The organism is Streptomyces albiaxialis, assembly GCF_039530985.1.
GTDB lineage: Bacteria > Actinomycetota > Actinomycetes > Streptomycetales > Streptomycetaceae > Streptomyces > Streptomyces albiaxialis.
The window spans coordinates 597,138-620,027 of the sequence record NZ_BAAAPE010000002.1 but is presented as its reverse complement, the minus strand read 5'-3'; the positions used below and the strand labels follow the sequence as shown (position 1 = coordinate 620,027).

The window sequence follows — 22,890 nt, the reverse complement described above, 5'->3', positions numbered from 1 at the left end:
TCAGCGGCGCGGGCGGCGGGCGAGCCTGGTGGCGAGAGGAAGGGAGATCACTCATGACCCGCATCGCCATCAACGGATTCGGCCGTATCGGACGGAACGCGCTGCGCGCACTGCTGGAGCGCGACAGCGCCCTGGACGTCGTCGCCGTCAACGACCTCACGGAGCCCGCCGCGCTCGCCCGGCTGCTCGCCTACGACAGCACCGCCGGACGGCTCGGGCGCCCGGTGACCGTCGACGGGGACGCGCTCGTGGTCGACGGCCGCCGGATCACGGTGCTGGCCGAGCGCGAACCGGCGCGACTGCCGTGGGCCGAACTCGGCGTCGACATCGTGCTGGAGGCCACCGGCCGCTTCACCTCGGCCGCGGCGGCGCGTGCCCACCTCGACGCGGGCGCGAGGCGCGTGCTCGTCAGCGCGCCCTCGGACGGCGCCGACGTCACGCTCGCGTACGGGGTCAACACCGACGCCTACGACCCGGCCGCGCACACGATCGTCTCGAACGCCTCCTGCACCACCAACGCGCTCGCGCCGCTGGCCGCCGTCCTCGACGAACTCGCCGGTGTCGAGCACGGATTCATGACGACGGTGCACGCCTACACACAGGAGCAGAACCTCCAGGACGGCCCGCACCGTGACGCCCGGCGCGCCCGTGCCGCGGGCGTCAACATCGTGCCGACCACGACCGGCGCCGCCAAGGCCATCGGCCTGGTCCTGCCCGCCCTCGACGGCAGGCTGTCGGGCGACTCGATCCGCGTACCGGTGCCCGTGGGCTCGCTCGTCGAACTCAACACGACCGTCGCGCGCGACGTGACCCGCGACGACGTGCTGGCGGCGTACCGCGCGGCGGCGGAGGGCCCGCTCGCCGGGATCCTGGAGTACTCGGAGGACCCGCTCGTGTCCTCCGACATCACCGGCAACCCCGCCTCCGCGATCTTCGACTCGGCCCTCACCCGCGTCGAGGGCCGCCACATCAAGGTGGTCGCGTGGTACGACAACGAGTGGGGCTTCTCGAACCGCGTGCTCGACACCCTGGAACTCCTCGCCGCCCGCTGAGCCGGGCGACGGGCCGCAGCCGCGACGACTCACGTCAGCACGGGTCCAGAGGGAAGTTGGAGTGGTCGCGGCCCACGTAGACCTCGCCGCCTTCTCCGCGCTGGGGCAGTCGGAGTGGCCGGTCTGTGACCACCAGGTGTAGCGGAGGCGGTTTTTGAGGTGGAAGCCGGTGGTGGCGCTGTTGCGGCTGACGAGGCCGTCGGATCCCGAGCCCATGGCGGTCCAGTCGGTTCCGCCGATGACGTCCTTCTTCTTCCACCCCGAGTCCCACAGGTCCCGCTCGGCGTCGCCCCACGTCTCGGCGCGGTCGGTGCTGGCCCCGGTGTAGAAGGTGGGGTCGATGCCGTGGATCACAGGGGTGGAGGCGCCGGATAACCTGGGGGAATGCTCCCCGAAGTGATCGCGACCCGCTATGTCACGCCCTTGCGCGAGGGCGGATCGCTCCCCGGGATCGTCGAGGCCGACGATCTGGGGACGTACGTCATGAAGTTCACCGGCGCCGGGCAGGGCCGTAAGACGCTCGTCGCGGAGGTCGTCTGCGGCCAGCTCGCGCGGCGGCTCGGGCTGCGTGTGCCGGAGCTGGTCCGGATGTGGCTCGACCCGGTGATCGGCCGGGGCGAGCCGGACGAGGAGGTCCAGGAGCTGCTCAAGGCCAGCGGCGGGCTGAACCTCGGCATGGACTATCTGCCGGGCTCCCTCGGCTTCGATCCGCTCGCGTACCGGGTGGACGCGGCGGAGGCCGGGCGCGTGGTGTGGTTCGACGCGCTCGTGAGCAACGTCGACCGCTCGTGGCGCAACCCGAACATGCTGGTCTGGCACGGCGACCTGTGGCTCATCGACCACGGCGCCACCCTCATCTGGCACCACAACTGGCGTTCGGCCGCCGCCGCGGCCGAGAAGCCGTACGACGCCTCCGACCACGCCCTGGCCCCCTTCGGCCCCGACCTGGCCACGGCCGCGGCCGAGCTGGCGCCGCAGGTCACCGAGAAGCTGGTCGCCGACTGCGTGGCCGACGTCCCCGACGAGTGGCTGGAGGGCGAGCCGGGCTTCGAGGGCCCGGACGAGGTGCGCGCCGCGTACACGGAGGTGCTCGCGGCCCGGGCCCGTACGGTCCACGAGCTGATCACCATCGGCACGCCCAGCGCCGACCGGCCCTCGCAGGCACCGGGCTGGCTCACGGGGAAGGACGGGGATGCCCAGTGAAGCGGAGTCATATGACGCGCCGGACCACGCACGACGCCCTGGACGTCTTCGAGTACGCGCTGCTGCGCGTCGTCCCGCACGTCGAGCGGGGCGAACTGATGAACGCGGGCGTGATCGTCTACTGCCGCGCCCGTTCCTTCCTCGCCGCCCGCACGCACCTGGACGAGAACCGGCTCTTCGCGCTCGACCCGACGGCCGACGTGACGGGCGTACGGGCGGCGCTCACCGCCATCGAGGGCGTGTGCACCGGGGGCTCGCGGGCCGGGCAGGCGGCGGGCGACGAGGCGGGGCGCAGGTTCCGCTGGCTGGTCGCGCCGCGCAGCACCGTCGTCCAGCCGGGCCCGGTGCACACGGGGCTGACCGCCGACCCCGCGGCGGAGACGGAGCGGCTGCTGGACCTGCTCGTGCGGTGACGGGCGGGGCGACGCGCGGGGTGACGGGCGGGTGACGATTCGTACGTTGACAGGGAGTTGCCCACCTCATAGCGTCACGACTGCCGAAGGTACTAAGCGGTTGCTCACCTATCCCCGGGCCGAGGAGAGACCAGCATGTCCACCACCGAGCAGCGTGTCGCGATCGTGACGGGAGCGGCCCGCGGCATCGGCGCCGCCACCGCCGTCCGCCTGGCGGAGGAGGGCCACGCCGTCGCCGTCCTGGACCTCGACGAGGCGGCCTGCGCCGAGACCGTCGAGAAGATCACGGCCAAGGGCGGCACCGCGCTCGCCGTGGGCGCCGACGTCTCCGACTCCGGCCAGGTCGAGCGCGCCGTGGCCCGCGTCGCCGAGGAGCTGGGCGCTCCCGTCGTCCTCGTGAACAACGCCGGGGTGCTCCGCGACAACCTGCTCTTCAAGATGAGCGACGCGGACTGGGACACGGTGATGAACGTGCATCTGCGCGGCGCCTTCCTGATGTCCCGCGCCTGCCAGAAGCACATGGTCGACGCGGGCTACGGCCGTATCGTGAACCTCTCCTCGTCCTCCGCGCTCGGCAACCGCGGCCAGGTCAACTACGCCGCCGCCAAGGCCGGGATGCAGGGCTTCACCAAGACCCTCGCCAAGGAACTGGGCAAGTTCGGCATCACTGCGAACTCCGTGGCACCGGGCTTCATCGCCACCGACATGACGGCCGCCACCGCGGAGCGCGTCGGCATGGGCTTCGAGGACTTCAAGGCCGCCGCCGCGACCCAGATCCCGGTCCAGCGGGTGGGTGAGCCGGACGACATCGCCAACGCCGTCGCCTTCTTCGCGGGCGAGCGCTCCGGCTTCGTCTCGGGCCAGGTGCTGTACGTCGCCGGCGGACCGCTCAACTGACCTGCGACGGGGCGAGAGAGGAGATGTCGGGATGACGGACAAGGAGACGGGGCGCGGGGACACCGGCCATGTCGCGCTGATCACGGGCGGCAGCCGGGGCATCGGCTACGGCGTCGCGGAGGCCCTCGTGGCGCGCGGCGACCGGGTGTGCGTCACGGGGCGCAACGAGGACGCGCTCAAGGAGGCCGTCGACAAGCTCGGCGCCGACCGTGCCATGGGCGTCGCGGGCAAGGCCCACGACCTGGAGCATCAGGCGGTGGTCGTCGAGCGCGTCATGGAGGCGTACGGCCGGATCGACCACCTGGTCAACAACGCCGGGACGAACCCGGTGTTCGGCCCGATGGCCGACCTCGACCTCGGGGTCGTCCGGAAGATCTACGAGACGAACGTGATCTCGGCGCTGGGCTTCGCGCAGCGCACCTGGGCCGCCTGGCAGAAGGAGAACGGCGGCAGCATCCTCAACATCGCCTCGATCGCGGGCGTCTCGGCCTCACCGTTCGTCGGGGCCTACGGGATGAGCAAGGCCGCGATGATCAACCTCACCCAGCAGCTCGCGCACGAGTTCGCCCCCGGGGTGCGGGTCAACGCGCTGGCACCGGCCGTGGTGAAGACCAAGTTCGCCGCCGCGCTGTACGAGGGGCGCGAGGAGGAGGCCACCGCGCGCTACCCGATGGGGCGGCTCGGCGCTCCGGAGGACATCGGCGGCGCCGCCGCGTTCCTCACCTCCGACGAGGCGCGCTGGATCACGGGCCAGACTCTCGTGGTGGACGGCGGCCTCTTCCTCAACGCGGGCGTCTGACGGCTCTCACGCATCTCTCCGCGCGGGCGGCGGTCCCTCCTCGGGGCCGCCGCCCGTTCTGTGAGAGGGGCAGCTTCCGCTTGCGGGGTCCGTCGGGGGTTCGTTCACTGGACCGTAGCCAGCCATGTACGCTGCGCGAACGCCTGTGACGGGTGGGGCAGTTGAGCGTCAAGGGAGTTGATCTGTCCATGTTCTGCACGCGCTTGCTGGGGTAGTGTCGGGCCCGCCGCGCGGGCAGAGTTCCGCGTGCGGCACTGGTGTGCGGGGGCCGGCGGGAGCGTGCGTACGCGGATCCGGTCCGCGATACCCCTTCCGAGATCCGAAGCCGAAGCCGAAGCCCCAAGCCCAAGCCCAAAGCGAAGCCCTAAGCCGAAGCCCGAAGCCCGTCGCTCTCTCCTCTCCCGCACCCCGCACCGACGGGCACCGCCGACTGAGGAGCGCGTACGTGTCCGATCGGAACGGCCCCCTGCGGATCGCGGCCGCGGTCCTCCCGCTGGCGCTCGTCGCCGCGTGCAGCTCGCTGTCGGGCGACGACGAGGAGGACGAGCGCTCCCTCGTGGTCGGCACCACCAGCGCGCCCACGTCACTGGACCCCGCCGCGGCCTGGGACGGCTCCTGGGAGCTGTACCGGAACGTGTTCCAGACGCTCCTGACCATCCCGAAGACCGGCAGCATGCCCCAGCCCGACGCGGCCAGGAAGTGTGCCTTCACCGACACCAGGAGCCAGGTCTACCGCTGCACGCTCCGGGAGGGGCTGAAGTTCTCCAGCGGCAACGAGCTGGACGCCGAGGCCGTCAAGCACGCGTTCGACCGCACCCGCACGCTCAACGCCAAGTCCGGCCCCTCGTCGCTGCTCTCCTCCCTCGACAAGGTCGAGACGCGGGGCAAGAGGACGGTCGTCTTCCATCTGCGGAAGTCCGACGCCACCTTCCCGTTCGTCCTCTCCACCCCCGCCGCCTCGCTGGTCGATCCCGAGGCGTACCCGGCCGCGCGGCTGCGGACCGAGGGGAGCGTCGTCGGCTCCGGCCCGTACGTCCTGGAGAGCTACGACGAGGGGGAGCGCGCCGTCCTCAACAAGAACGAGGACTACAGGGGCGCCGCCGAACTCAAGAACGACTCCGTCACCATCCGCTACTTCGAGCGGTCCTCGAAGATGGTCGGGGAGTTGAAGGCGGGCCGCGTGGACATCACGTACCGCGGGCTGACGCCCAAGCAGATCACGTCGTTCCAGGACGCCGAGACGGAGGCCGAGAACGACATCGAGCTGAGCGAGATGGCGGGCAGCGAGATCCACTACCTCGTCTTCAACCCCCGGGACCCGCAGGCGCGCAACCCCGCCGTGCGCGAGGCGATCGCGCGGCTCATCGACCGCAAGGCGCTGGTCCGCGCGGTGTACGACCGTACGGCCGACCCCCTCTACTCGATGGTGCCGACCGGGATCGCGGGCCACACCAACGCCTTCTTCAACATGTACGGCGAGCCCGACAAGCGCAAGGCCCGCGCCGTCCTCGCCCGCGCGGGCATCAGGGAGAAGGTGAAGCTCACCCTCTGGTACACCACCGACCGCTACGGGGAGGCCACCGCGCGGGAGTTCGCGGAGATCAAGCGGCAGCTCAACGCGTCCGGACTCTTCGACATCACCGTCAAGGGGCGGAGCTGGGGCACGTTCCAGGAGGGCTATCTCGACGGCGACTACCCGGTCTTCGGGCGCGGCTGGTCCGCCGACTTCCCCGACGCGGACAACTACATCGCGCCGTTCGTCGGCCGGAACAACGCGGTCGGCACGCCCTATGTGAACCCCACGCTGACCGAGCGGCTGCTGCCGCGCTCGCGCAAGCAGAGCGACCGGGCCGTGGCGGGCCGCTCGTTCGCCAGCGCGCAGCGGATCATCGCCGACGACGTACGGCTGCTGCCCCTGTGGCAGGGCCGGGTCTACATCGCCTCCCACAAGGAGATCGCCGGGGTCGAATGGGCGCTGGACCCGTCGGTGATCATGCGAGTGTGGGAGCTGCACAAGAAGTCGAGCTGGTAGCGGGGGCGTTGGGCGGCCCCGGCGCGGACGGACCGGCCGGACGGATCGGCCGGACCCGGGGACCCGTTGTCGGTGCGGGACGGTACGTTCGGGGGAACGCACGAACGCACCGGAGGTAAAGCGCGTGAAAGAGATGCTGCCCGAATCCTGGCAGGGCGTCCTCGGCGAGGAGGCCGAGAAGCCCTACTTCAAGGAGCTGACGAGCTTCGTGGAGGAGGAGCGGGAGCGCGGGCCCGTGTACCCGCCGCGCGAGGAGGTCTTCGCCGCCCTGGACGCGACGCCGTACGAGCGGGTGAAGGTGCTCGTCCTCGGCCAGGACCCGTACCACGGAGAGGGGCAGGGCCACGGACTGTGCTTCTCGGTGCGGCCGGGCGTCAAGACGCCCCCGTCGCTGCGGAACATCTACAAGGAGATGCGCGAGGACCTGGGCCACCCCGTCCCGGACAACGGGTATCTGATGCCCTGGGCCGAGCAGGGCGTCCTGTTGCTCAACGCGGTGCTGACGGTCCGCGCGGGCGAGGCGAACTCGCACAAGGGCAAGGGCTGGGAGAAGTTCACCGACGCGGTGATCCGCGCGGTCGCGGACCGCCCGGACCCGGCCGTCTTCGTCCTGTGGGGGAATTACGCGAAGAAGAAGCTCCCCCTGATCGACACCGGGCGGCACGCCGTGGTCGAGGGCGCGCACCCCTCGCCGCTCTCCGCGAAGAAGTTCTTCGGCTCGCGCCCGTTCTCGCAGATCGACGAGGCGGTGCGCGCGCAGGGCCACACCCCGATCGACTGGCGGATCCCCGACCTCGGCTGAGGCGCGGATGTCAGTGCCTCCCGCTAGCGTCGGAACCGTGTCGGCACACGACGAACGGGAGGAGCCGGCCGTGGCGGAACCTCAGCAGGAAGCGCCCCGGGGAGCCGGGGACGGGACGATGGTCAGGATCGGCCAGGCGATCATGCTGCACCGGGGCGGTGACCGGGAGGAAGCCCGGAACCGGTTCGGGCTGCTGTGGAAGGAGACCGAGCAGACCGGGCACCTCTTCCACCGCTGCGCCATCGCGCACTACATGGCGGAGGCCCAGGACGATCCGGTCGACGGCCTGGAGTGGGACCTGCGCGCGCTCGCCGCGGCCGACGCGCTGACGGAGGAATGGACGCGTTGGGGGGAGCACGCCCGCGCGGTGCGCTCCCTCTATCCCTCGCTCTATCTGAGCCTCGCGTCCGACCACGCCAGGCTCGGCGACAGGACCGCGGCCCGGCACGAGCTGGGCCGGGCCCGCGGCCTCCTCGGCGAGCTGGGGGACGACGCGTACAGCGGCAGGATCAGAGCGGCGGTCGCACGTCTGGAGGAGCGTCTCCAGGACGGGCGGCCCGCCTGAGCGCCTCCCGCGCGGGCGACTCGACGCGGCGCGGAGCCGCGTCCTCGTCCGCGGGCCGGGGCGCCTCCAGCACCACGGGCGCCGGAGCCCCCGGATCCGCGGGAGCCTCCGGATCCGCGTGCCCCGGCGTGCCCAGGGACGGGGCGGCGTGCGGCGGCGCGGGCGCGCCGGCGTGCGGAGGCACCGAGGGGGACGCGAGCGAGGCGGGCGCGGGAGGACGGTTCGGCGAGGGCGCGGCGCCCCGGCCGTCCCCGGCGGTGAGCTGCCCGGTGTCGCACCCGGTCAGGGCCGACGCCGCCGAGAGCGCGACGCCGAGCGCCGCCAGTCCGCGTGTCCTGTATGACATTCCGCAAACCCTGCTCACCGGAGCCCGCCCCGGGAAGCCCCCGCACGGGTGACGTGCGTCAACGGCTCCTCTGTGCGGGCCGGTTCCCCCGCGCGGGCCCGCCGAGCATCCCCGCGAGCAACTCCTCCACGCCCGCGCGCAGTTCGCCCTCGTCCGGCGTCGTCCCCTGGTGCGTCCCCGCCGTGTACGTGAACATCACGCCGTCGCACCAGGACATCATCGAGCGCGCGTGCCGCTCCGGATCCGGCGAACCGGCCGCCGTCAGCATCGCCCGGAGGGGCTCCGCGAACGCGTTGAGCCCGGTCCTGTCGTAGCACTCCCGCAGCTCCGGGCGCCGGGTCGCCTCCAGCGCCAGCTCGTAGCGGGCCACCAGCAGCGCCCTGTGGTCCGTCAGATGGCGGTGCATCGCGCGCGCGACGGCCTCCGCCAGCCCGCCGGGCTCGCTGCCGTCGGGCATCTCCGCCGGGGTGAGCACCCGCCCCTCGCGGACGGCCAGCCGCCGGATCGCCGCCTCCAGCAGGGCCGCACGGGTGCGCGCGTAGTTCGACGTCGAGCCCTGCGGGAGCCCCGCTGCCTCGTCCACGGCGCGGTGGGTGAGACCGCGCATCCCCCGCTCGGCGAGCAGGCCGATCGCCGCGTCCGCGACGCGCTCGTGCCGGGACGCGGGCCCCTCGCCGGAGGGCGCGTCGCCGGACGCGGGCGCGTCGTCGGAGGAGGGCGGGGGAGCGGCGGCGTCGCGAGTGGTCATGACCGCAATCCTCTCGCACTACAGGTGTAGTAAGGTGAGGGGAGTCGGAAAGACGACACGTCCTGGAGGACTGCCATGCGTACACCCCGAGCCCTCGTCATCGGCGCCGGAATCGGCGGGCTCACCGCGGCCGTCGCGCTGGAGCGCCGCGGCTGGGACGTGACCGTGCTGGAGCGGGCCGCCACCCTCGAACCGGTGGGCGCGGGCATCTCCGTGTCCCCCAACGCGCAGCGCGCGCTCGATGTCATAGGCCTCGGCGACGCCGTCCGCGACCTCCGCGCCTGGGACGAGGTCGGCGGGCTGCGCACTCCCTCGGGCCGCTGGCTCGTCCGCACCACCAACGATGTCGCGGCCGAGCGCTTCGGCGGCCCCCTCGTCCTGCTGCACCGCGCCACCCTCGTCGAGCTGCTGCGCGGCGCCCTCGCCGAGCCCGGCCGGGTGCGGACGGGCACCACCGCGGCGCTCGTCGACCCCGGCGGCACCGAGACCCCCGCCGTCGTCCGGGAGCGCACCGCGGGCGGTGCGGAGCGGCGGCACGAGGCGGAGCTAGTCGTCGCCGCCGACGGCATCCACTCGGCCGTCCGCCGCGCCCTCTTCCCGTCCCACGCCGGCCCGCGTTACGCCCGCTTCACCACCTGGCGCACGGTGGTCGACGGCCTGGACGCGCCCTTCGCCGCGCACGAGACCTGGGGCCGGGGCACCTTCTGGGGCACCCAGCCGCTCCCCGACGGCCGGGTCTACGCGTACGCGGCGGCGACCCTCCCCGCCGGTCTCCGCGCGCCCGACGACGAACTGGCCGAGCTGGTCCGCCGCTTCGGCGCCTGGCACGACCCGATCCCGCGCGTCCTGGAGGCCACCACCCCCGACCGCGTGCTGCGCAACGATGTGTACGAGATGGCGGACCCCCTCCCCGCCTACCACCACGGCAGGGTCGCCGTCCTCGGCGACGCCGCCCACGCCATGTCGCCCCGCCTCGGCCAGGGCGGCAACCAGGCCATCGAGGACGCGATCGTCCTCGCCCACCACGCCGACCCGGCCGCGAGGATGGACGTCGCCCTCGCCGCGTACACCCGCGAGCGGCTGCCCCGTGCCACCGCCGTCGGCCGCCGCGCCGCGCGGATGACCCGCGCGACCACCCTCACCAGCGCCCCCGCCTGCGCCCTGCGCGACTGCGCGTTCGGCGCGCTGAGCGCCCTCGTGCCCAAGGTCTCCTCCCTGCTCGCGCTGCGCGCGCTGGACGGGGTGGCCGACTGGAAGCCGCCGGTGGCGACGTATGCTTCCGACTCCCGCGGCACCCGGGGCGCCCGGCGCCGGCCGGAGCAGGAGCCGCACGTGGACCGCACAGAGTAGGGAGACCCCCGTGAAGATCGGCGTGATCGGGCTCGGCGACATCGCGCACAAGGCGTATCTGCCGGTGCTCACCGCGCAGCCCGGCGTGGAGCCGCACCTGGTCACCCGGACCCCGGCGACCCTGGAGCGGTTCGGCGCGGCCCACCGCGTCCCCGAGGCCCACCGGCACGCCGATCTCGACGCGCTCCTCGCCGCCCGCCCCGACGCCGCCTTCGTGCACGCGCCCACCGCCGCGCACCCCGAGATCGTCGGACGGCTCCTGGCGGCCGGGGTCCCCACGTACGTCGACAAGCCGCTGGCCTACGACCTCGCGGAGTCCCGGCGCCTCGTCGAGCTGGCGGAGGAGCGCGGCACCGCGCTCGCCGTGGGCTTCAACCGCCGTCACGCGCCGGGGTACGCCCAGTGCCTGGAGCACCCGCGCGACCTGATCGTGATGCAGAAGCACCGGGTGGGCCTGCCCGAGGAGCCGCGCACGATGGTCTTCGACGACTTCATCCACGTCGTGGACACGCTGCGGTTCCTCGTGCCCGGCACCGTCGACCACATCGACGTCCGGGCACGCGTCCGCGACGGGCTGCTGCACCACGTCGTCCTCCAGCTCTCCGGCGACGGGTTCACCGCGCTCGGCGCCATGAACCGGCTCTCGGGCTCCGCCGAGGAGGTCCTGGAGGTCTCGGGCCAGGACTCCAAGCGCGAGGTCCGCAATCTCGCCGAGATCGTCGACCACAAGGGCCAGCCCAGCCTCCGCCGCCGCGGCGACTGGGTCCCCGTCGCCCGTCAGCGCGGCATCGAGCAGGCCGTGCTCACCTTCCTCGACGCCGTCCGCGAGGGCAGGGTCGTCTCCGCACGCGACGCGCTGCTCACCCACGAGCTGTGCGAACGGGTCGTCACCTGCGCGCGGGAGCAGGCAGCGTGACCGCCTCGCGCGCCCGCCGGGCCCGCAGCGCCCGCGCCCCCTCCAGCGCGCCGAACGCCACCAGGACCGTGAGCGCCGTGCGTACGGGCCAGTCGCCGAACCGCACATAGAGAGTCGTCCCGGAGGCCAGGGGCACGTCCGCGACGGTGGCCGCGCTCGCGTCCGTCCCGAGCCGCTTGCCCACGGGCTCGCCCTCCGCGTCGTGCACCGCGCTCACCCCGGTGAGCGTCGCGTGCACCATCGGACGGCCCGACTCGGCCGCCCGCAGCGCCGCCAGCGAGGCGTGCTGCTGGGGCGCCCAGCTCTCCTGGAAGCTCGACGTCGCCGACTGCGCCACCAGCAGCCGCGCCCCCTCGGACGCCAGATGCCTGCTCATGTCCGGGAACGCCGTCTCGAAGCAGATCAGCGGCCCGAACCGGACGCCGTCGGCCCGCATCATCACCGGCTCCGTCCCGCGCCGCCGGTCCTCGCCCGCCGCGCGCCCCACCGAGGTGGCCCAGCCGAGCATCGAACGCGCCGGGATGTACTCGCCGAAGGGGACCAGCCGCATCTTGTCGTAACGCTGCCCGACGGGTCCGTGCGGCCCCACGAGCACCGAACTCTTGTAGATCCCGGGCGCGTCCGCGCGCCGCGAGTCGACGTTGACCAGTATCGAGGCGCCCGTACGGGAGGCGAGCGCGCTGAGCCTCTTCACCAGGTCGGGCCGGGCCCCCAGGTCGTAGCCGACGCTGCTCTCGCCCCACACCACGAGGTCCGGGTCCTGCCCGGCCAGTTCCCGCGTCAGCCTCTCGCCCCGGTCGAACCGCTCGCTCGGCGAGTCCGTCAGCCCGATCTGCACGAGGGCGACCCGCGTCCCGCCCGTACGCTCCGGGCGCGGCGCCCAGGCGGAGACCGCCGCCGTGCCCACGGTCGTCGCGCCGAGCACCACGGCGGCCGCCGCGCAGGCGGCGGCGCGGGCGCGCGGCGCACGGGCCGCGCCCGCGGCCCCCAGCCCGCCGGCCACGGCGACGACGAGCGCGGTGTTCACCGCGACGAGCAGGAAGCTGACCAGCCACACCCCGCCCACCGAGGCGAGCCGCAGGGCCGGGCCCACCTGCCACTGCGTGGCGCCGTACAGCCCCCAGGGTCCGCCCAGGTACTCCCAGGAGCGGATCAGTTCGACCAGGAGCCAGCCCGACGGCACCACGGCCACGGCCCCGGCGATCCGCCCCGGGCCGGGAGTCCCGCGCAGCATCCGGCGTACGAGCCAGCCCCACGGGGCCCACAGCAGTCCGATCAGCGCGGCGATCAGCAGGATGAACACATGCAGGCTCGGCACCAGCCAGTGGTGCAGCGCCAGCATGAATCCCGTGCCGCCCAGCCAGCCCATGACCGCCGCCTCACGGCCCGACCGGGCCGAACGGGCCAGCAGCATCCACGGCACGAGCGCCCCGTACGCCAGCCACCAGAGCGAGGGCGCGGGGAACGCCAGTGCGGGAACCGAGCCCGCCAGGACCGCGAGCCCCCTCCGCCCCCACCGGGATGCCAGGGCCTTCCGCATGCCGCGCCTCCTGACGTCCGTACGCGTTCCCGGATCATCAGTGTGCGTCAGCCCTCCGCCCCAGGCGAGACCACGTCCCGCACGCGAGTGCCCGGGGCTCCGCCGATTGCGCGCCGTCGGGGGCACCTCGCCGCCCGGCGCCCGGCGCGGGGCACCCGGAACTCACTAGCGGGGGCAGCCCCGATGCCGCGCTTCCGGCGGCGCGAGCGCCGCGAGCAGCGCCTTCGCGTGCCGGGAAGAGGACCCGGCGGGAGCGGGGGCGGGCGGCGCGGGCGCGGCGGTCGACTTGGGGCTCCCCGTGGAGAACGGCGCCGACGGAGGCGCCGGAATCACCACGGGCGAGGACGCCCCGGCCCCGCTGTCCGGCCCCACGGCAGACCGTACGGCTGTGGCCGTGGCCGTGGCCGGGCCCGGGCCCGGGGTCGGAACCGCGGTCGCGGGCGCGGGGACAGGCGCGGGCGTGGCCGGAGGCGCGGACGGCGCACGCCGCTGCCGCGCGCTGTCCGTGGCCAGCAGCACCAGCCCCCAGGCGGCCAGCGCCCCCGCGCCGAGCGCGGCCAGCGCGCCCGTCGTCCCGTACCGGAAGCCCTCTCCCAGCAGCGCGATCCCCGCGGCGGCGGCAACGACCGGGTTCGCCACGGTCGTCGTCGCCAGCGGGGCGGCGAGGCCGCCGCCCCGGTAGGAGGCCTGCGAGGTCGCGAGCCCGGCGGCCGCCAGCACGCCGATCAGCGCGAGCAGCGGAACGGCGGCGAGCAGTGTGGACGCGTCCCACTCCTCGGCGGCCGTCTTCACGAAGACCGAGGCCGCGCCGTACGCGATACCGGCGGCCAGCGCCAGCGAGACGCTCCGCAGCGCCGGGCCCCGCCCGCCGCCGCGCCGCATGCCGAGGACCGCGCGTCCGGCGACGGCGAGCACGCCGACGACGGCCAGCACGGTCGCGCCGAGCGCGAACTGCTGCTCGCTGTCCAGCGAGCCGGAGCCGTCGGAGCCCGTGAGCAGCAGGATCCCGGCCAGCCCGGCCGAGACGAGCGCGATGCCGCGCCAGCTCGCGGCGGAGACGGGCCGCTTGACGAGCAGCGCGGCCATCGGCGCCGCGAGGACCAGCGTCAGTACGCCCAGGGGCTGGACGACGGTGAGAGGGCCGAGGCCGAGCGCGACGACGTGCAGCAGCGCGCCCGCGCCCTGGAGGACGACCGCGAGCCACCAGCGGCCGGACCGGAGCAGCCCCAGCTTGCTCGGCGCCGTCGTGGCGGCGATGCGCTCCTGGACGATGGCCGCGGAGGCGTAGCAGAGCGCCGACACCAGCGAGAGCAGGACCGAGAGGGACAGGGGACTCATGATCCGTCCGTCCCGTTCGTCCGGTGCGGGCAGGGCTTCCCGTTCATGTGTCCACGATGCGCCCGCGACCCCCGCGCTGTCGTCCACTGGCGGGGCCGTCTTGCCGTACCGCGCCCGGAGTACGCGGGCGTGCTCCGTACACCTGGGAGGTGATGCGTCACCGTCACGGAAGTACGAAAGGGCACCGCACTCGGGCCGCGCTCGGGCCGCCCGGGCGGCTCGGGGTCAGGACGGCGCGGGCCCCTCGCCGGAGACCTCGACGGGCCCGAAGCCGCTGCCGAGGACCGTGATCCGCCCCTCCCGCCCGTCGGAGAGCCGCAGGTGCGCGGTGTCGCCCTCCAGCTCCGCCCACAGGGGCTCGGGGCCCTCCGGCCGCATCGTCCCCGACCAGGGGCGCCCGGCCCCGGTGGGCTCGGTGAAGAGCGCGACGTCGACGGGGATCTCGGCCCCGCCGGTCAGCAGCGTCGCCGGACCTCGGTAGAAGTGATCCATAGGCCCAGTGTGTGCGCGTACGGACGGCTCAGCGAGCGGCGAAGGGCTGGTCGGTGGGCACGATCTCGCGGCCCAGCGGCATCAGGGAGATGGGGATCATCTTGAAGTTCGCGATGCCGAACGGGATGCCGATGATGGTCACGCACAGCGCGAGGCCGGTGAAGATGTGCCCGAGGGCGAGCCACCAGCCGGCGAAGATGATCCAGACGACGTTGCCGATGGCCGACCCGGCCCCGGCGTCGCGCCGCTCGACGGTCGTACGTCCGAAGGGCCACAGGGCGTAGCCCGCGATCCTGAACGAGGCGATGCCGAACGGAATGGTGACGATCAGGACGCAGCAGATGAGGCCGGCCAGGACGTAGGCCAGGGCGAGCCAGAGGCCGCTCAGGACCAGCCAGAGCAGGTTGAGGATGAGCTTCATGATCGTCAGCCTTCCATACGTCGGAAGCGGGCAGGCGGTACTGCCCGGGAGGACGCCTCCGCAGGTGAGAAGCGTTCCGCCGAAGCCGGAAGCCGGAAGCCGGAAGCCGGAAGCCGGGCGCCGGAAGCCGAAGCGCCGGGTCCGTCAGCCCGCCGCTTCGCCCGCGTGCGGGCTGAGGGCGCCGGTGGCGACGAGGACGAAGAGCAGGATGCCGAGCGCGATGCGGTAGATCACGAAGGGCATGAAGCTGCGGGTGGAGATCCACTTCATGAACCACGAGATGATCGCGTACGCGACGACGAACGCGAGGACCGTCGCGAAGGCGGTCGGCCCCCAGGAGACATGGCCCTCGCCGATGTCCTTCAGCTCGAAGAGGCCCGAGGCCAGGACGGCGGGGATGGCCAGCAGGAACGAGTAGCGTGCCGCGGCCTCGCGGCGGTAGCCCATGAAGAGCCCGCCGCTGATCGTGGCGCCCGAGCGGGAGACGCCGGGGATGAGCGCGAGGGCCTGGGCGCAGCCGAAGAGCAGGCCGTCCCTGACGTTGAGCTGCTCCAGGGACTTGCGCTCGCGGCGGGCGCGGTGACGGCCGCCCTTGTCGTCGCGGGCGGCGAGGCGGTCGGCGATGCCGAGGACGATGCCGAGGGCGATGAGGGTCGTGGCGATGAGCCGCAGATCGCGGAACGGGCCCTCGATCTGGTCCTTGAACGCCAGGCCCAGCACGCCGATCGGGATCGAGCCGACGATGACCAGCCAGCCCATCTGCGCGTCGTGGTCCCGGCGGGCCTCCTTGTCGAAGAGCGACCGCCACCAGGCCGCCAGGATGCGCCCGATGTCCTTGCGGAAGTAGATCAGCACGGCCGCCTCGGTGCCGATCTGGGTGACGGCCGTGAAGGCGGCACCCGGGTCCTCCCAGCCCGCGAAGGCCGCGGTCAGCCGCAGGTGGGCGCTGGAGGAGATCGGAAGGAACTCGGTCAGTCCCTGGACGAGCCCGAGAACGAAGGATTCAAACCAAGACATGTGCGGCTGCGCTCGTCCCTGTGATGGAGTCGGGGCCCGGTGTGACGGACCGGTCGGTCGATCGGGTGCTGCGGTGCGTCAGATGCTAGAGCCGACGGTCGCCGGCCCCGACGAGAGGGGGGTCCTCCACGGCGGGCTGCCGGCCGCCCCGCGCCCGGTCCGCGGTGGCCTGGTCCTCGGCGGGCGGCGCGCCCCGCAGATGGCGGCGCTTGCACCAGGCGACGACCCCGCCCGCGACGGCCGAGACCGCGATGAAGCCGGAGGAGGCGAGGAAGACCGGCGAGGTGGGGGAGGCCGCGGTGCTGCCCGCGATCACGTACGCCGCCGTGTTGGGCACCGAGCCCAGCGCCGTCGCCGCCAGGAAGGCGAGCCAGCCCATCCGGGAGACGGCCGCACCGTAGTTCGAGGCCGCGAAGGGGATGCCCGGCATCAGCCGGATCACCAGCATCGAGCGGAAGCCGTGCCTGCTCAGCATCTTGTCCGCGGCCGTCAGCACGCGGGCCCGCAGCAGCGGACGCAGCGCGTCCTGCCCGAGCACGCGGCCCAGCCCGAAGGCGATACCGGCCCCGATCACCGTGCCGGCCGTCGCCGAGACCGTGCCCGCCGTGGCGCCGAAGAGGGCGCCCGCCGCGAGGTTGAGGACCGGCCGGGGCACGAAGGCCGCCGTGCACGCCCCGTACGCCACGGCGAACAGGACGACGGCGGCGCCGCCGGAGACCTGGGGCGGCCAGCCGTGCGCGAGCAGCCGCTGCGGCTCGTAGAGCAGCATCGCGGTGGCCGCACCGCTCAACAGGACGAGCAGCAGGGCGAAACGGGACCAGGGCGAAAGGAGCGTCTGCGCGAGACGGCCGGGGAGTCCGTCTGGCTGCGTGGCGGGGACGGGCACGTGGGGGAGCGTAACCGACGAATGTGTCCTTCCGCCGTGCCGGGCCGGACGAAGTGGGCTGCGCTCGCCCTCCGTACGTGCCCCGGACACCGGCCCGTAGCCGTGCGTTCGCCGCCCGGTCGCGCCGCCCGCGCGCGGCGCGTGGGACCGATGGGGCCGCTGTGCGCTGGGCGTACGCCCGGGCGGGTGGCGAAAACCGTTCGACGCGGGGCAGTTGAACGCGAGATCATCGCAGCATGTTCCGGCAGACCTTCCTTCTCACGCCGACCGCCGTCGCGGTCGTGCTGAAGGCTGCCGATGTTCCGTGCTGCTGCGGGGCCGATGGCCCCGGCGGCATGCCCAGCGGCGTTCACACCACGCGAAGCTGACCCTTCCCGGACAGGCCGGAGGACCCCGCAGGGGGAGGGTCGGTCAGGCCTTGGGGTCCCGCTCACTTCGAGCCACCCATCCGTTCCGGGAAGGAACAGGCACAGATCATGGCCAAGCAGGCATACGTGCGCACCAAGCCGCACCTCAACATCGGCACCATGGGCCACGTCGACCACGGCAAGACCACCCTCACCGCCGCCATCACCAAGGTCCTCGCCGACCGCGGCTCCGGCACGTACGTGCCTTTCGACCGCATCGACAAGGCGCCGGAGGAGGCGGCGCGCGGCATCACCATCAGCCTCGCGCACGTCGAGTACGAGACGGACACCCGGCACTACGCGCACGTGGACATGCCCGGGCACGCCGACTTCATCAAGAACATGGTCACCGGCGCGGCCCAGCTCGACGGCGCGATCCTCGTCGTCTCCGCGCTCGACGGCGTGATGCCGCAGACCGCCGAACACGTGCTGCTCGCCCGGCAGGTGGGCGTCGAGCACATCGTCGTCGCGCTCACCAAGGCCGACGCGAGCGAGGAGGAGCTGACCGAACTCGTGGAGCTGGAGGTCCGCGAGCTGCTGACCCGGCACGGGTACGCGGGCGACACCGTCCCCGTCGTCCGCGTCTCCGGACCCGGGGCGCTGGCGGGCGACCCACGCTGGACCGGTGCCGTCGAGGCCTTGCTGGACGCCGTCGACACCTACGTCCCGCTGCCCGAGCGGTACGTCGACGCGCCGTTCCTGCTCCCGGTGGAGAGCGTGCTCACCATCACGGGGCGCGGCACCGTCGTCACCGGCGCCGTCGAGCGCGGCACCGTCCGCGTCGGCGACCGGGTCCGGGTGCACGCGCCGGGCGGGGGCACCGAGACGGTCGTCACGGGCGTCGAGACGTTCGGGAAGCCGATGGAGGAGGCGCAGGCGGGCGACAACGTCGCGCTGCTGCTGCGCGGCGTCCCCCGCGACGCCGTGCGCCGCGGACACATCGTGGCCGCTCCGGGCAGCCTCACGCCCAGTCACCGGTTCACCGCGGACGTCCATCTGCTGCCCACCGGCGAGGGCGGCCGCCGCACGCCGGTGCACAGCGGCTACCGCCCGCAGTTCTACATCCGCACCGCGGACGTCGCGGGCGAGATCACGCTCCCCGGCGGCGGCGTGGCCTTCCCCGGCGACACGGTCACCGCGGCCGTCGCGCTCGACGCCGCCGTGCCGCTGGAGACCGGGCTCGGCTTCGCGGTCCGGGAGGGCGGCAGGACGGTCGCGGCGGGCAGGGTCACCCTGCTCGCCGCCGCCTGAGAACACGGCCCCGGAGGCCCGGCCGTACGCGCCCCTACGCGTACGGCCGGGCCACCCGCACAATGGGACGGTGCATCAGGGAGACGAGCGGAACGCCGACGACGAGCCGATACCCGTGATCCGGGACGTGGGCGGCGGCACGGCCAGGCTGCTGCCCGACATCGACCGGGAGCGGGCCTGGCTGCTGACCGTGGACGGGGCGCCGCAGTCCTACGTCGATCTCGACGACCCCACGCACCTGGAGTTCGAGTACGCCCGCCGCGTCGGCCACGTCCTGGACACGCTGGCCGAGCCCCGGCGCCCGCTGGACGTGCTGCACCTCGGCGGCGGCGCGCTCACCCTGCCCCGCTACGTCGCCGCCACCCGCCCCGGCTCCCGCCAGCACGTGGCGGACGCCGACGGGGCGCTGCTCGCCCTCGTCGAGGAGTTCCTGCCGCTGCTCCGCGGGGCCGAGGGGGTCACTGTCGAGGCGGCCGACGGGCGCGCGGCCCTGGAGGCCGCCCCGCCCGGCGCGTACGACGCGCTGCTCGCCGACGTCTACGGCGGCTCGCGCGTCCCCGCGCACCTGACCACGCTGCCCTACGCGCGTGAGGCGTCCCGCGTGCTGCGCCCCGGCGGGATCTATGTGGCGAACCTCGCGGACGCTGCGCCGTTCCGCTTCCTCGGCTCGCAGCTCGCGACCTTCGGCGCGGTCTTCGACCACCTGGCGCTGCTGGCCGAGCCCGCCGTGCTGCGCGGCAGGCGCTTCGGGAACATCGTGCTGCTCGCCTCGCACGTCCCGGGCCCGCTGCCGGAGCTGGCCCGCCGCTGCGCCGCCGACCCCTTCCCGGCCCGGGTCAGCTACGGGCCCGAGCTGGAGCGGTTCAGCGCGGGAGCGGTCCCGGTCGGGGACGGCGAAGCGGTGCCGTCCCCGGAGCCGCCGGACGGCGCGTTCAGCGTGGGCTGACCGCGCCCCGGCGGAGTGCCGCTCAGCCGCGCGGCTCTTCCTCGCCCTGCGGAGCCTCGTACGGGCGCAGGCTGGAGGCCATCTTCCGGATCACCTTGTCGGGGATCGCGGGCTCCTTCGCCCCCGTGTCGGAGACGGCGGTCCAGGTCGCGATGTCGCCCTGGCCGTTGATCCAGGCGACGGTGACGACCTTGCCGCCGGTCGAGGGGCACGTGGCGCCCTTGTCCTCGGGCACGCCGGTGACGGTCGCGCGGGCGATGTGGCCGCGGACGCCGTGGGCGCTACGGAAGGGCTTGGCGCGGGTCGCCTCGGTGGTGCCCTTGCCCTCGGGATCGTAGTTGTACTTCGCCCACTTCGCCGTCTTCTGGCGGGCGGCCTGCTCGGTGCCGGAGGCGTCCTTCGCCCCGCTGGTCCCGGCGCTCCCGAGCCAGTTGTCCTTGCAGTACTCCTCCTTGTAGTGGGCGGGGGCGTTGAGACCGACGACGGGGTTGCCGTCGGAGTCCTCGACGAAGTCGATCCAGCTCCGCTCCTGGGGCTTCCAGTCCTTGCTCTTCGGCACGTCGAACGCGGCGTACTGCTTGGGGCTCACCACGGTCCGCCAGCCGCGGACGACCGGCTTGGCGGGGTCCTTCGCGGGCCGGGGGTCCCGCTTCTCGCGTGACGCGCCGGGGGAGGGGCCGGCGGAGGCGTCGGCCTTCGTCTCGCGGTCCCCGTCCTTCGCGCTGTCCTTCCCGTCGTCCCCGAGGACGAGGTACCCGGCGACCGAGGCGGCAGCGACCGCCACCACGGCCATCCCGACGGCCACGGCGACGGGCACGCGGCGCCTGCGGGGCGGACCGGGCGGGCCCGGGGGACCGGGCGGGCCGGAGGGGAGGGTCGGGGCTCCGTGCGGCGGACCGTACGCGTCAGAGGGCCCGCCGGGTGCTCCGGCGGACCCCCACTGCCCGTTCGCGGGCTGCTGCTGTTCTGGCCACATGCGGTGACCCTAGGACGCGTGGTCGGACGCGTTAACCGCGGGGCTCGTCACCGCCGTTCGGCGCCTCGTAGTTGCGCAGGCTGCCGACCATCTTCTTGATCTGCGAGGCCGGGACCTCGTCCTTGACGTCCGCGTCGCTGTAGAGGACCCAGATCGCCAGGTCGCCGTTGGTGTTGATCCAGGAGACCGCCGTCGCCTTGCCGCTGGACGTGGCGCACTTGTCTTCCTTGGGGGCGTTGGTGACCTTCGCGGAGGCGATGTGCCCCTTGATGCCGTTCTTGTTCTTGAACGGCTTGGGGGCAGTCTCCTTGAGGGTGCCCTTCTGCTTCTGGTCGTACCCGGCGAGGACGAAGTTGGACGCCGCGATCTTGACGGCCTCCTTGGTGTTCTTCGAGCCCTGCGCGCCCTTGGTGCCGACGGCCGCGCGCGAGCTGTCCTTGCACCAGTCGTCCTTGTAGTACGCGGGCGCCGACATGGCGACGAGGACCTTGCCCTTGTCGTCCTCGAAGCCGGTGATCACGCTGGAGCTCTCGACCGACCAGTCCTTGGTCTGCGGCACGTCGAAGGCCGAGTACCACTTCGGGTTCACGACCGTCTGCCAGCCGGGGATCTGCGGCTTCGACGGGTCCTTGGCGTCGCCGCCCCCGCCGCCCCCGCCGCCCGGGTCGGTCTCCTTCTTCTCCTTCTTGCCGGAGGTGGGCTCGGCGGTCGGCGACTTCTTGTCCTTCGCCTCGTCCTTCTTGTCGTCGTCACCGCCCCCGAGCACGAGGAAACCGGCCACCGCCGCGCCGATGACCGCGACCGCGGCGACGATCGAGATGGCGACGGTCTTGTTGTTGCCGCCTCCTCCGCCCTTCGGTGACTGGGGTGCCTGCGGGCCGCCGGGCACGCTGGCGGGGCCCCACTGCCCCGACTGCCCCGGCTGCTGGTACCCCTGCTGCGGAGCCTGTCCGGGCTGGCCGAAACCGGGCTGCCCGTAGCCGGGCTGCTGCTGGCCCTGGGCGGGCTGCTGGTACGGGTTCGGCTGCTGGTAACCCGGCTGCTGGTACGGATTGGGCTGCTGCGGGTTCTGCTCGCCCCCGGGCTGCTGCTGTCCTGGCCACATGGCGGGTAAGCCTATGGTGCGCGGCGCCCGAGGACCACGCCCGCCCACCGTTCGGTATCGAGCCGGTACATGACAGGGATGCCCCGGCCGGGTTACTCGGTGGTAACGTGCGGGCATGTCAGCACAGTCGACGCCGACCATCGGCGACATGATGACGGCCAGCGTCCCGATGGTCCGCACCCTCAACCTCGAATTCACCGAGGCCACCGCCGAGCGCGCCGTCGTCGTGATGCCCGACCAGGGCGCGTTCCACAACCACGTCGGCGGTCCGCACGCGGGGGCGATGTTCACGCTCGCCGAGTCCGCCAGCGGCGCGATCGTCATGACCGCCTTCGGCGATCAGCTCTCGCGCGCGGTGCCGCTCGCGGTGCGCGCCGAGATCGGCTACAAGAAGCTCGCGATGGGCCCCGTCACCGCCACCGCCGAGCTGGGCCGCCCGGTCGCCGATGTCGTCGCCGAACTGGACGCGGGGGAGCGCCCCGAGTTCCCCGTGCACGTCGCGATCAGCCGCGAAGACGGCGCCGTGACCGGCGAGATGACCATCGTGTGGACCCTGCGCCCCAACGGCTGAGAGGCCCCCGAGCGCGGCCGGAGTGATCGAGTAGGCTGCCCGGACGCGTGCTCGCGGCAGAGGCGCGCGTCCGGGCGCGCGGGGCGCCCGGACCGTACGGGACTGGTGAGGGGAACCGGGCGTTGCACATCCAGGAGTGGCTCGAAAGCGTGCCCGCCGTGAGCGTCTACCTCCTGGTGGGGGCGGTCATCGGGCTGGAGAGCCTGGGCATCCCGCTGCCCGGCGAGATCGTCCTCGTCAGCTCCGCGCTGCTCGCCTCCCAGCACCACGAGATCGACCCTGTGATCCTCGGCACGTGCGCCACGGTGGGCGCGGTCGTCGGCGACTCGATCGGCTACGCGATCGGGCGCAGGGGCGGCCAGCCGCTGCTGACCTGGCTCGGCGGGAAGTTCCCGAAACACTTCGGCCCGCGCCATGTGGCGACCGCCGAGCGCTCGTTCCAGAAGTGGGGCATGTGGGCCGTCTTCTTCGGCCGGTTCATCGCCCTGCTGCGGATCTTCGCCGGGCCGCTCGCGGGCGTACTGAAGATGCCGTACTGGAAGTTCCTCACGGCGAACGTGCTCGGCGGGATCGTCTGGGCGGGCGGCACCACCGCCGTCATCTACTACCTGGGCATCGTCGCCGAGGCGTGGCTCAAGCGCTTCTCCTGGCTGGGCCTGGTCCTCGCGGTGCTGCTGGGACTCACCTCGATGCTGATCGTCCGGCGCCGCGCCGCGAAGGCCGAGGCGGAGTACGAGGCGGAGGAGGCGGCCGCCGGGCGGGGCCCCGCACCGGTGCGGGAGAGGGCTTCCGCGGCCGCCGCGGACTGAGAGACCGA

24 protein-coding genes are annotated in these 22,890 nt (G+C 73.4%); 14 read left to right on the top strand and 10 right to left on the bottom strand.

Annotation, left to right across the window (positions count from 1 at the left end; translation table 11 throughout):
* Positions 1-53 precede the first annotated feature (53 nt).
* The 8 genes from gap (at position 54) to ABD343_RS07815 (ending at position 7,763) form a co-directional block, all read left to right on the top strand.
* On the top strand, positions 54-1,052 hold the full coding sequence (gene gap, locus ABD343_RS07850; protein ID WP_344525468.1) for a type I glyceraldehyde-3-phosphate dehydrogenase: 999 nt from the start codon (positions 54-56) through the stop codon (positions 1,050-1,052).
* A gap of 384 nt (positions 1,053-1,436) precedes the next feature.
* Entirely contained in the window at positions 1,437-2,255 is an 819-nt protein-coding gene (locus ABD343_RS07845; protein WP_344525466.1) for a HipA family kinase, read from the top strand.
* An 11-nt stretch (positions 2,256-2,266) separates the two neighbouring features.
* Positions 2,267-2,668, top strand: coding sequence for a DUF3037 domain-containing protein (locus ABD343_RS07840; protein ID WP_344525465.1), 402 nt, complete (start codon positions 2,267-2,269; stop codon positions 2,666-2,668).
* Positions 2,669-2,803: 135 nt separating this feature from the next.
* Positions 2,804-3,565 carry a 3-oxoacyl-ACP reductase FabG gene (gene fabG, locus ABD343_RS07835; RefSeq protein ID WP_344525463.1) on the top strand — a complete coding sequence of 254 codons (762 nt, stop codon included), beginning with the start codon at positions 2,804-2,806 and terminating at the stop codon, positions 3,563-3,565.
* Between the two features lie 31 nt (positions 3,566-3,596).
* A complete protein-coding gene (locus ABD343_RS07830; protein ID WP_344525461.1) occupies positions 3,597-4,364 on the top strand; it encodes an SDR family oxidoreductase in 768 nt (255 codons plus the stop codon).
* Between the two features lie 445 nt (positions 4,365-4,809).
* Positions 4,810-6,396: an ABC transporter substrate-binding protein gene (locus ABD343_RS07825; RefSeq protein WP_344525459.1), complete on the top strand. Its 1,587-nt coding sequence runs from the start codon at positions 4,810-4,812 to the stop codon at positions 6,394-6,396.
* A 133-nt stretch (positions 6,397-6,529) separates the two neighbouring features.
* Positions 6,530-7,198: a uracil-DNA glycosylase gene (locus tag ABD343_RS07820; RefSeq protein ID WP_425578121.1), complete on the top strand. Its 669-nt coding sequence runs from the start codon at positions 6,530-6,532 to the stop codon at positions 7,196-7,198.
* A 118-nt stretch (positions 7,199-7,316) separates the two neighbouring features.
* Positions 7,317-7,763, top strand: coding sequence for a hypothetical protein (locus ABD343_RS07815; RefSeq protein WP_344525606.1), 447 nt, complete (start codon positions 7,317-7,319; stop codon positions 7,761-7,763).
* Here the strand turns inward: ABD343_RS07815 and ABD343_RS07810 are convergent.
* Complete coding sequence (locus ABD343_RS07810) at positions 7,708-8,109, bottom strand: hypothetical protein (protein ID WP_344525456.1); 402 nt, start codon at positions 8,107-8,109, stop codon at positions 7,708-7,710. The genes ABD343_RS07815 and ABD343_RS07810 overlap by 56 nt on opposite strands.
* A 58-nt stretch (positions 8,110-8,167) precedes the next feature.
* A complete protein-coding gene (locus ABD343_RS07805; RefSeq protein WP_344525454.1) occupies positions 8,168-8,857 on the bottom strand; it encodes a TetR/AcrR family transcriptional regulator in 690 nt (229 codons plus the stop codon).
* A gap of 75 nt (positions 8,858-8,932) precedes the next feature.
* Between ABD343_RS07805 and ABD343_RS07800 the strand changes: the two genes are divergently transcribed.
* Positions 8,933-10,207 (top strand): FAD-dependent oxidoreductase, encoded by a 1,275-nt coding sequence (locus ABD343_RS07800; protein WP_344525452.1) that lies wholly within the window; start codon positions 8,933-8,935, stop codon positions 10,205-10,207.
* Between the two features lie 10 nt (positions 10,208-10,217).
* Positions 10,218-11,123 (top strand): Gfo/Idh/MocA family protein, encoded by a 906-nt coding sequence (locus ABD343_RS07795; RefSeq protein ID WP_344525450.1) that lies wholly within the window; start codon positions 10,218-10,220, stop codon positions 11,121-11,123.
* On the opposite strand, the gene lnt is transcribed toward ABD343_RS07795, so the two are convergent.
* The 6 genes from lnt to ABD343_RS07765 form a co-directional block, all read right to left on the bottom strand.
* Complete coding sequence (lnt, locus tag ABD343_RS07790; RefSeq protein ID WP_344525448.1) at positions 11,095-12,663, bottom strand: apolipoprotein N-acyltransferase; 1,569 nt, start codon at positions 12,661-12,663, stop codon at positions 11,095-11,097. The genes ABD343_RS07795 and lnt overlap by 29 nt on opposite strands.
* 165 nt (positions 12,664-12,828) lie before the next feature.
* A complete protein-coding gene (locus ABD343_RS07785) occupies positions 12,829-14,001 on the bottom strand; it encodes a DMT family transporter (RefSeq protein ID WP_344525446.1) in 1,173 nt (390 codons plus the stop codon).
* Between the two features lie 225 nt (positions 14,002-14,226).
* The gene (locus ABD343_RS07780) at positions 14,227-14,493 is read right to left on the bottom strand and encodes a hypothetical protein (RefSeq protein ID WP_344525444.1); all 267 of its coding nucleotides are present in this window, start codon (positions 14,491-14,493) and stop codon (positions 14,227-14,229) included.
* 28 nt (positions 14,494-14,521) lie between these two features.
* Positions 14,522-14,914: a YccF domain-containing protein gene (locus ABD343_RS07775; protein ID WP_344525442.1), complete on the bottom strand. Its 393-nt coding sequence runs from the start codon at positions 14,912-14,914 to the stop codon at positions 14,522-14,524.
* A 144-nt stretch (positions 14,915-15,058) separates the two neighbouring features.
* Complete coding sequence (locus ABD343_RS07770; protein ID WP_344525440.1) at positions 15,059-15,931, bottom strand: undecaprenyl-diphosphate phosphatase; 873 nt, start codon at positions 15,929-15,931, stop codon at positions 15,059-15,061.
* A gap of 85 nt (positions 15,932-16,016) precedes the next feature.
* Positions 16,017-16,817 (bottom strand): TVP38/TMEM64 family protein, encoded by an 801-nt coding sequence (locus ABD343_RS07765; protein ID WP_344525438.1) that lies wholly within the window; start codon positions 16,815-16,817, stop codon positions 16,017-16,019.
* A gap of 476 nt (positions 16,818-17,293) precedes the next feature.
* Here ABD343_RS07765 and tuf point away from each other — a divergent pair, with 476 nt between their 5' ends.
* Together tuf and ABD343_RS07755 are read left to right on the top strand one after the other, a co-directional pair.
* On the top strand, positions 17,294-18,475 hold the full coding sequence (gene tuf, locus ABD343_RS07760) for an elongation factor Tu (RefSeq protein ID WP_344525437.1): 1,182 nt from the start codon (positions 17,294-17,296) through the stop codon (positions 18,473-18,475).
* A 70-nt stretch (positions 18,476-18,545) separates the two neighbouring features.
* A complete protein-coding gene (locus ABD343_RS07755; protein ID WP_344525435.1) occupies positions 18,546-19,421 on the top strand; it encodes a spermidine synthase in 876 nt (291 codons plus the stop codon).
* Between the two features lie 22 nt (positions 19,422-19,443).
* On the opposite strand, the gene ABD343_RS07750 is transcribed toward ABD343_RS07755, so the two are convergent.
* Entirely contained in the window at positions 19,444-20,397 is a 954-nt protein-coding gene (locus tag ABD343_RS07750) for a DUF8017 domain-containing protein (protein ID WP_344525433.1), read from the bottom strand.
* 31 nt (positions 20,398-20,428) lie between these two features.
* Positions 20,429-21,502 carry a DUF8017 domain-containing protein gene (locus ABD343_RS07745; protein WP_344525431.1) on the bottom strand — a complete coding sequence of 358 codons (1,074 nt, stop codon included), beginning with the start codon at positions 21,500-21,502 and terminating at the stop codon, positions 20,429-20,431.
* Between the two features lie 115 nt (positions 21,503-21,617).
* Here ABD343_RS07745 and ABD343_RS07740 point away from each other — a divergent pair, with 115 nt between their 5' ends.
* Positions 21,618-22,073, top strand: a complete 456-nt coding sequence (locus ABD343_RS07740; RefSeq protein ID WP_344525429.1) for a DUF4442 domain-containing protein — start codon at positions 21,618-21,620, stop codon at positions 22,071-22,073.
* 122 nt (positions 22,074-22,195) lie between these two features.
* A complete protein-coding gene (locus ABD343_RS07735) occupies positions 22,196-22,882 on the top strand; it encodes a DedA family protein (RefSeq protein WP_344525427.1) in 687 nt (228 codons plus the stop codon).
* Positions 22,883-22,890 lie beyond the last annotated feature (8 nt).

Excerpts from the sequence above, each read along its gene's own strand:
- gap (WP_344525468.1), top strand. The coding sequence starts at position 54 with ATGACCCGCATCGCCATCAACGGATTCGGCCGTATCGGACGGAACGCG.
- ABD343_RS07845 (WP_344525466.1), top strand. The coding sequence starts at position 1,437 with ATGCTCCCCGAAGTGATCGCGACCCGCTATGTCACGCCCTTGCGCGAG.
- ABD343_RS07840 (WP_344525465.1), top strand. The coding sequence starts at position 2,267 with ATGACGCGCCGGACCACGCACGACGCCCTGGACGTCTTCGAGTACGCG.
- fabG (WP_344525463.1), top strand. The coding sequence starts at position 2,804 with ATGTCCACCACCGAGCAGCGTGTCGCGATCGTGACGGGAGCGGCCCGC.
- ABD343_RS07830 (WP_344525461.1), top strand. The coding sequence starts at position 3,597 with ATGACGGACAAGGAGACGGGGCGCGGGGACACCGGCCATGTCGCGCTG.
- ABD343_RS07820 (WP_425578121.1), top strand. The coding sequence starts at position 6,530 with ATGCTGCCCGAATCCTGGCAGGGCGTCCTCGGCGAGGAGGCCGAGAAG.
- ABD343_RS07815 (WP_344525606.1), top strand. The coding sequence starts at position 7,317 with ATGGTCAGGATCGGCCAGGCGATCATGCTGCACCGGGGCGGTGACCGG.
- ABD343_RS07810 (WP_344525456.1), bottom strand. The coding sequence starts at position 8,109 with ATGTCATACAGGACACGCGGACTGGCGGCGCTCGGCGTCGCGCTCTCG.
- ABD343_RS07805 (WP_344525454.1), bottom strand. The coding sequence starts at position 8,857 with ATGACCACTCGCGACGCCGCCGCTCCCCCGCCCTCCTCCGACGACGCG.
- ABD343_RS07800 (WP_344525452.1), top strand. The coding sequence starts at position 8,933 with ATGCGTACACCCCGAGCCCTCGTCATCGGCGCCGGAATCGGCGGGCTC.
- lnt (WP_344525448.1), bottom strand. The coding sequence starts at position 12,663 with ATGCGGAAGGCCCTGGCATCCCGGTGGGGGCGGAGGGGGCTCGCGGTC.
- ABD343_RS07785 (WP_344525446.1), bottom strand. The coding sequence starts at position 14,001 with ATGAGTCCCCTGTCCCTCTCGGTCCTGCTCTCGCTGGTGTCGGCGCTC.
- ABD343_RS07780 (WP_344525444.1), bottom strand. The coding sequence starts at position 14,493 with ATGGATCACTTCTACCGAGGTCCGGCGACGCTGCTGACCGGCGGGGCC.
- ABD343_RS07775 (WP_344525442.1), bottom strand. The coding sequence starts at position 14,914 with ATGAAGCTCATCCTCAACCTGCTCTGGCTGGTCCTGAGCGGCCTCTGG.
- ABD343_RS07770 (WP_344525440.1), bottom strand. The coding sequence starts at position 15,931 with ATGTCTTGGTTTGAATCCTTCGTTCTCGGGCTCGTCCAGGGACTGACC.
- tuf (WP_344525437.1), top strand. The coding sequence starts at position 17,294 with ATGGCCAAGCAGGCATACGTGCGCACCAAGCCGCACCTCAACATCGGC.
- ABD343_RS07750 (WP_344525433.1), bottom strand. The coding sequence starts at position 20,397 with ATGTGGCCAGAACAGCAGCAGCCCGCGAACGGGCAGTGGGGGTCCGCC.
- ABD343_RS07745 (WP_344525431.1), bottom strand. The coding sequence starts at position 21,502 with ATGTGGCCAGGACAGCAGCAGCCCGGGGGCGAGCAGAACCCGCAGCAG.
- ABD343_RS07740 (WP_344525429.1), top strand. The coding sequence starts at position 21,618 with ATGTCAGCACAGTCGACGCCGACCATCGGCGACATGATGACGGCCAGC.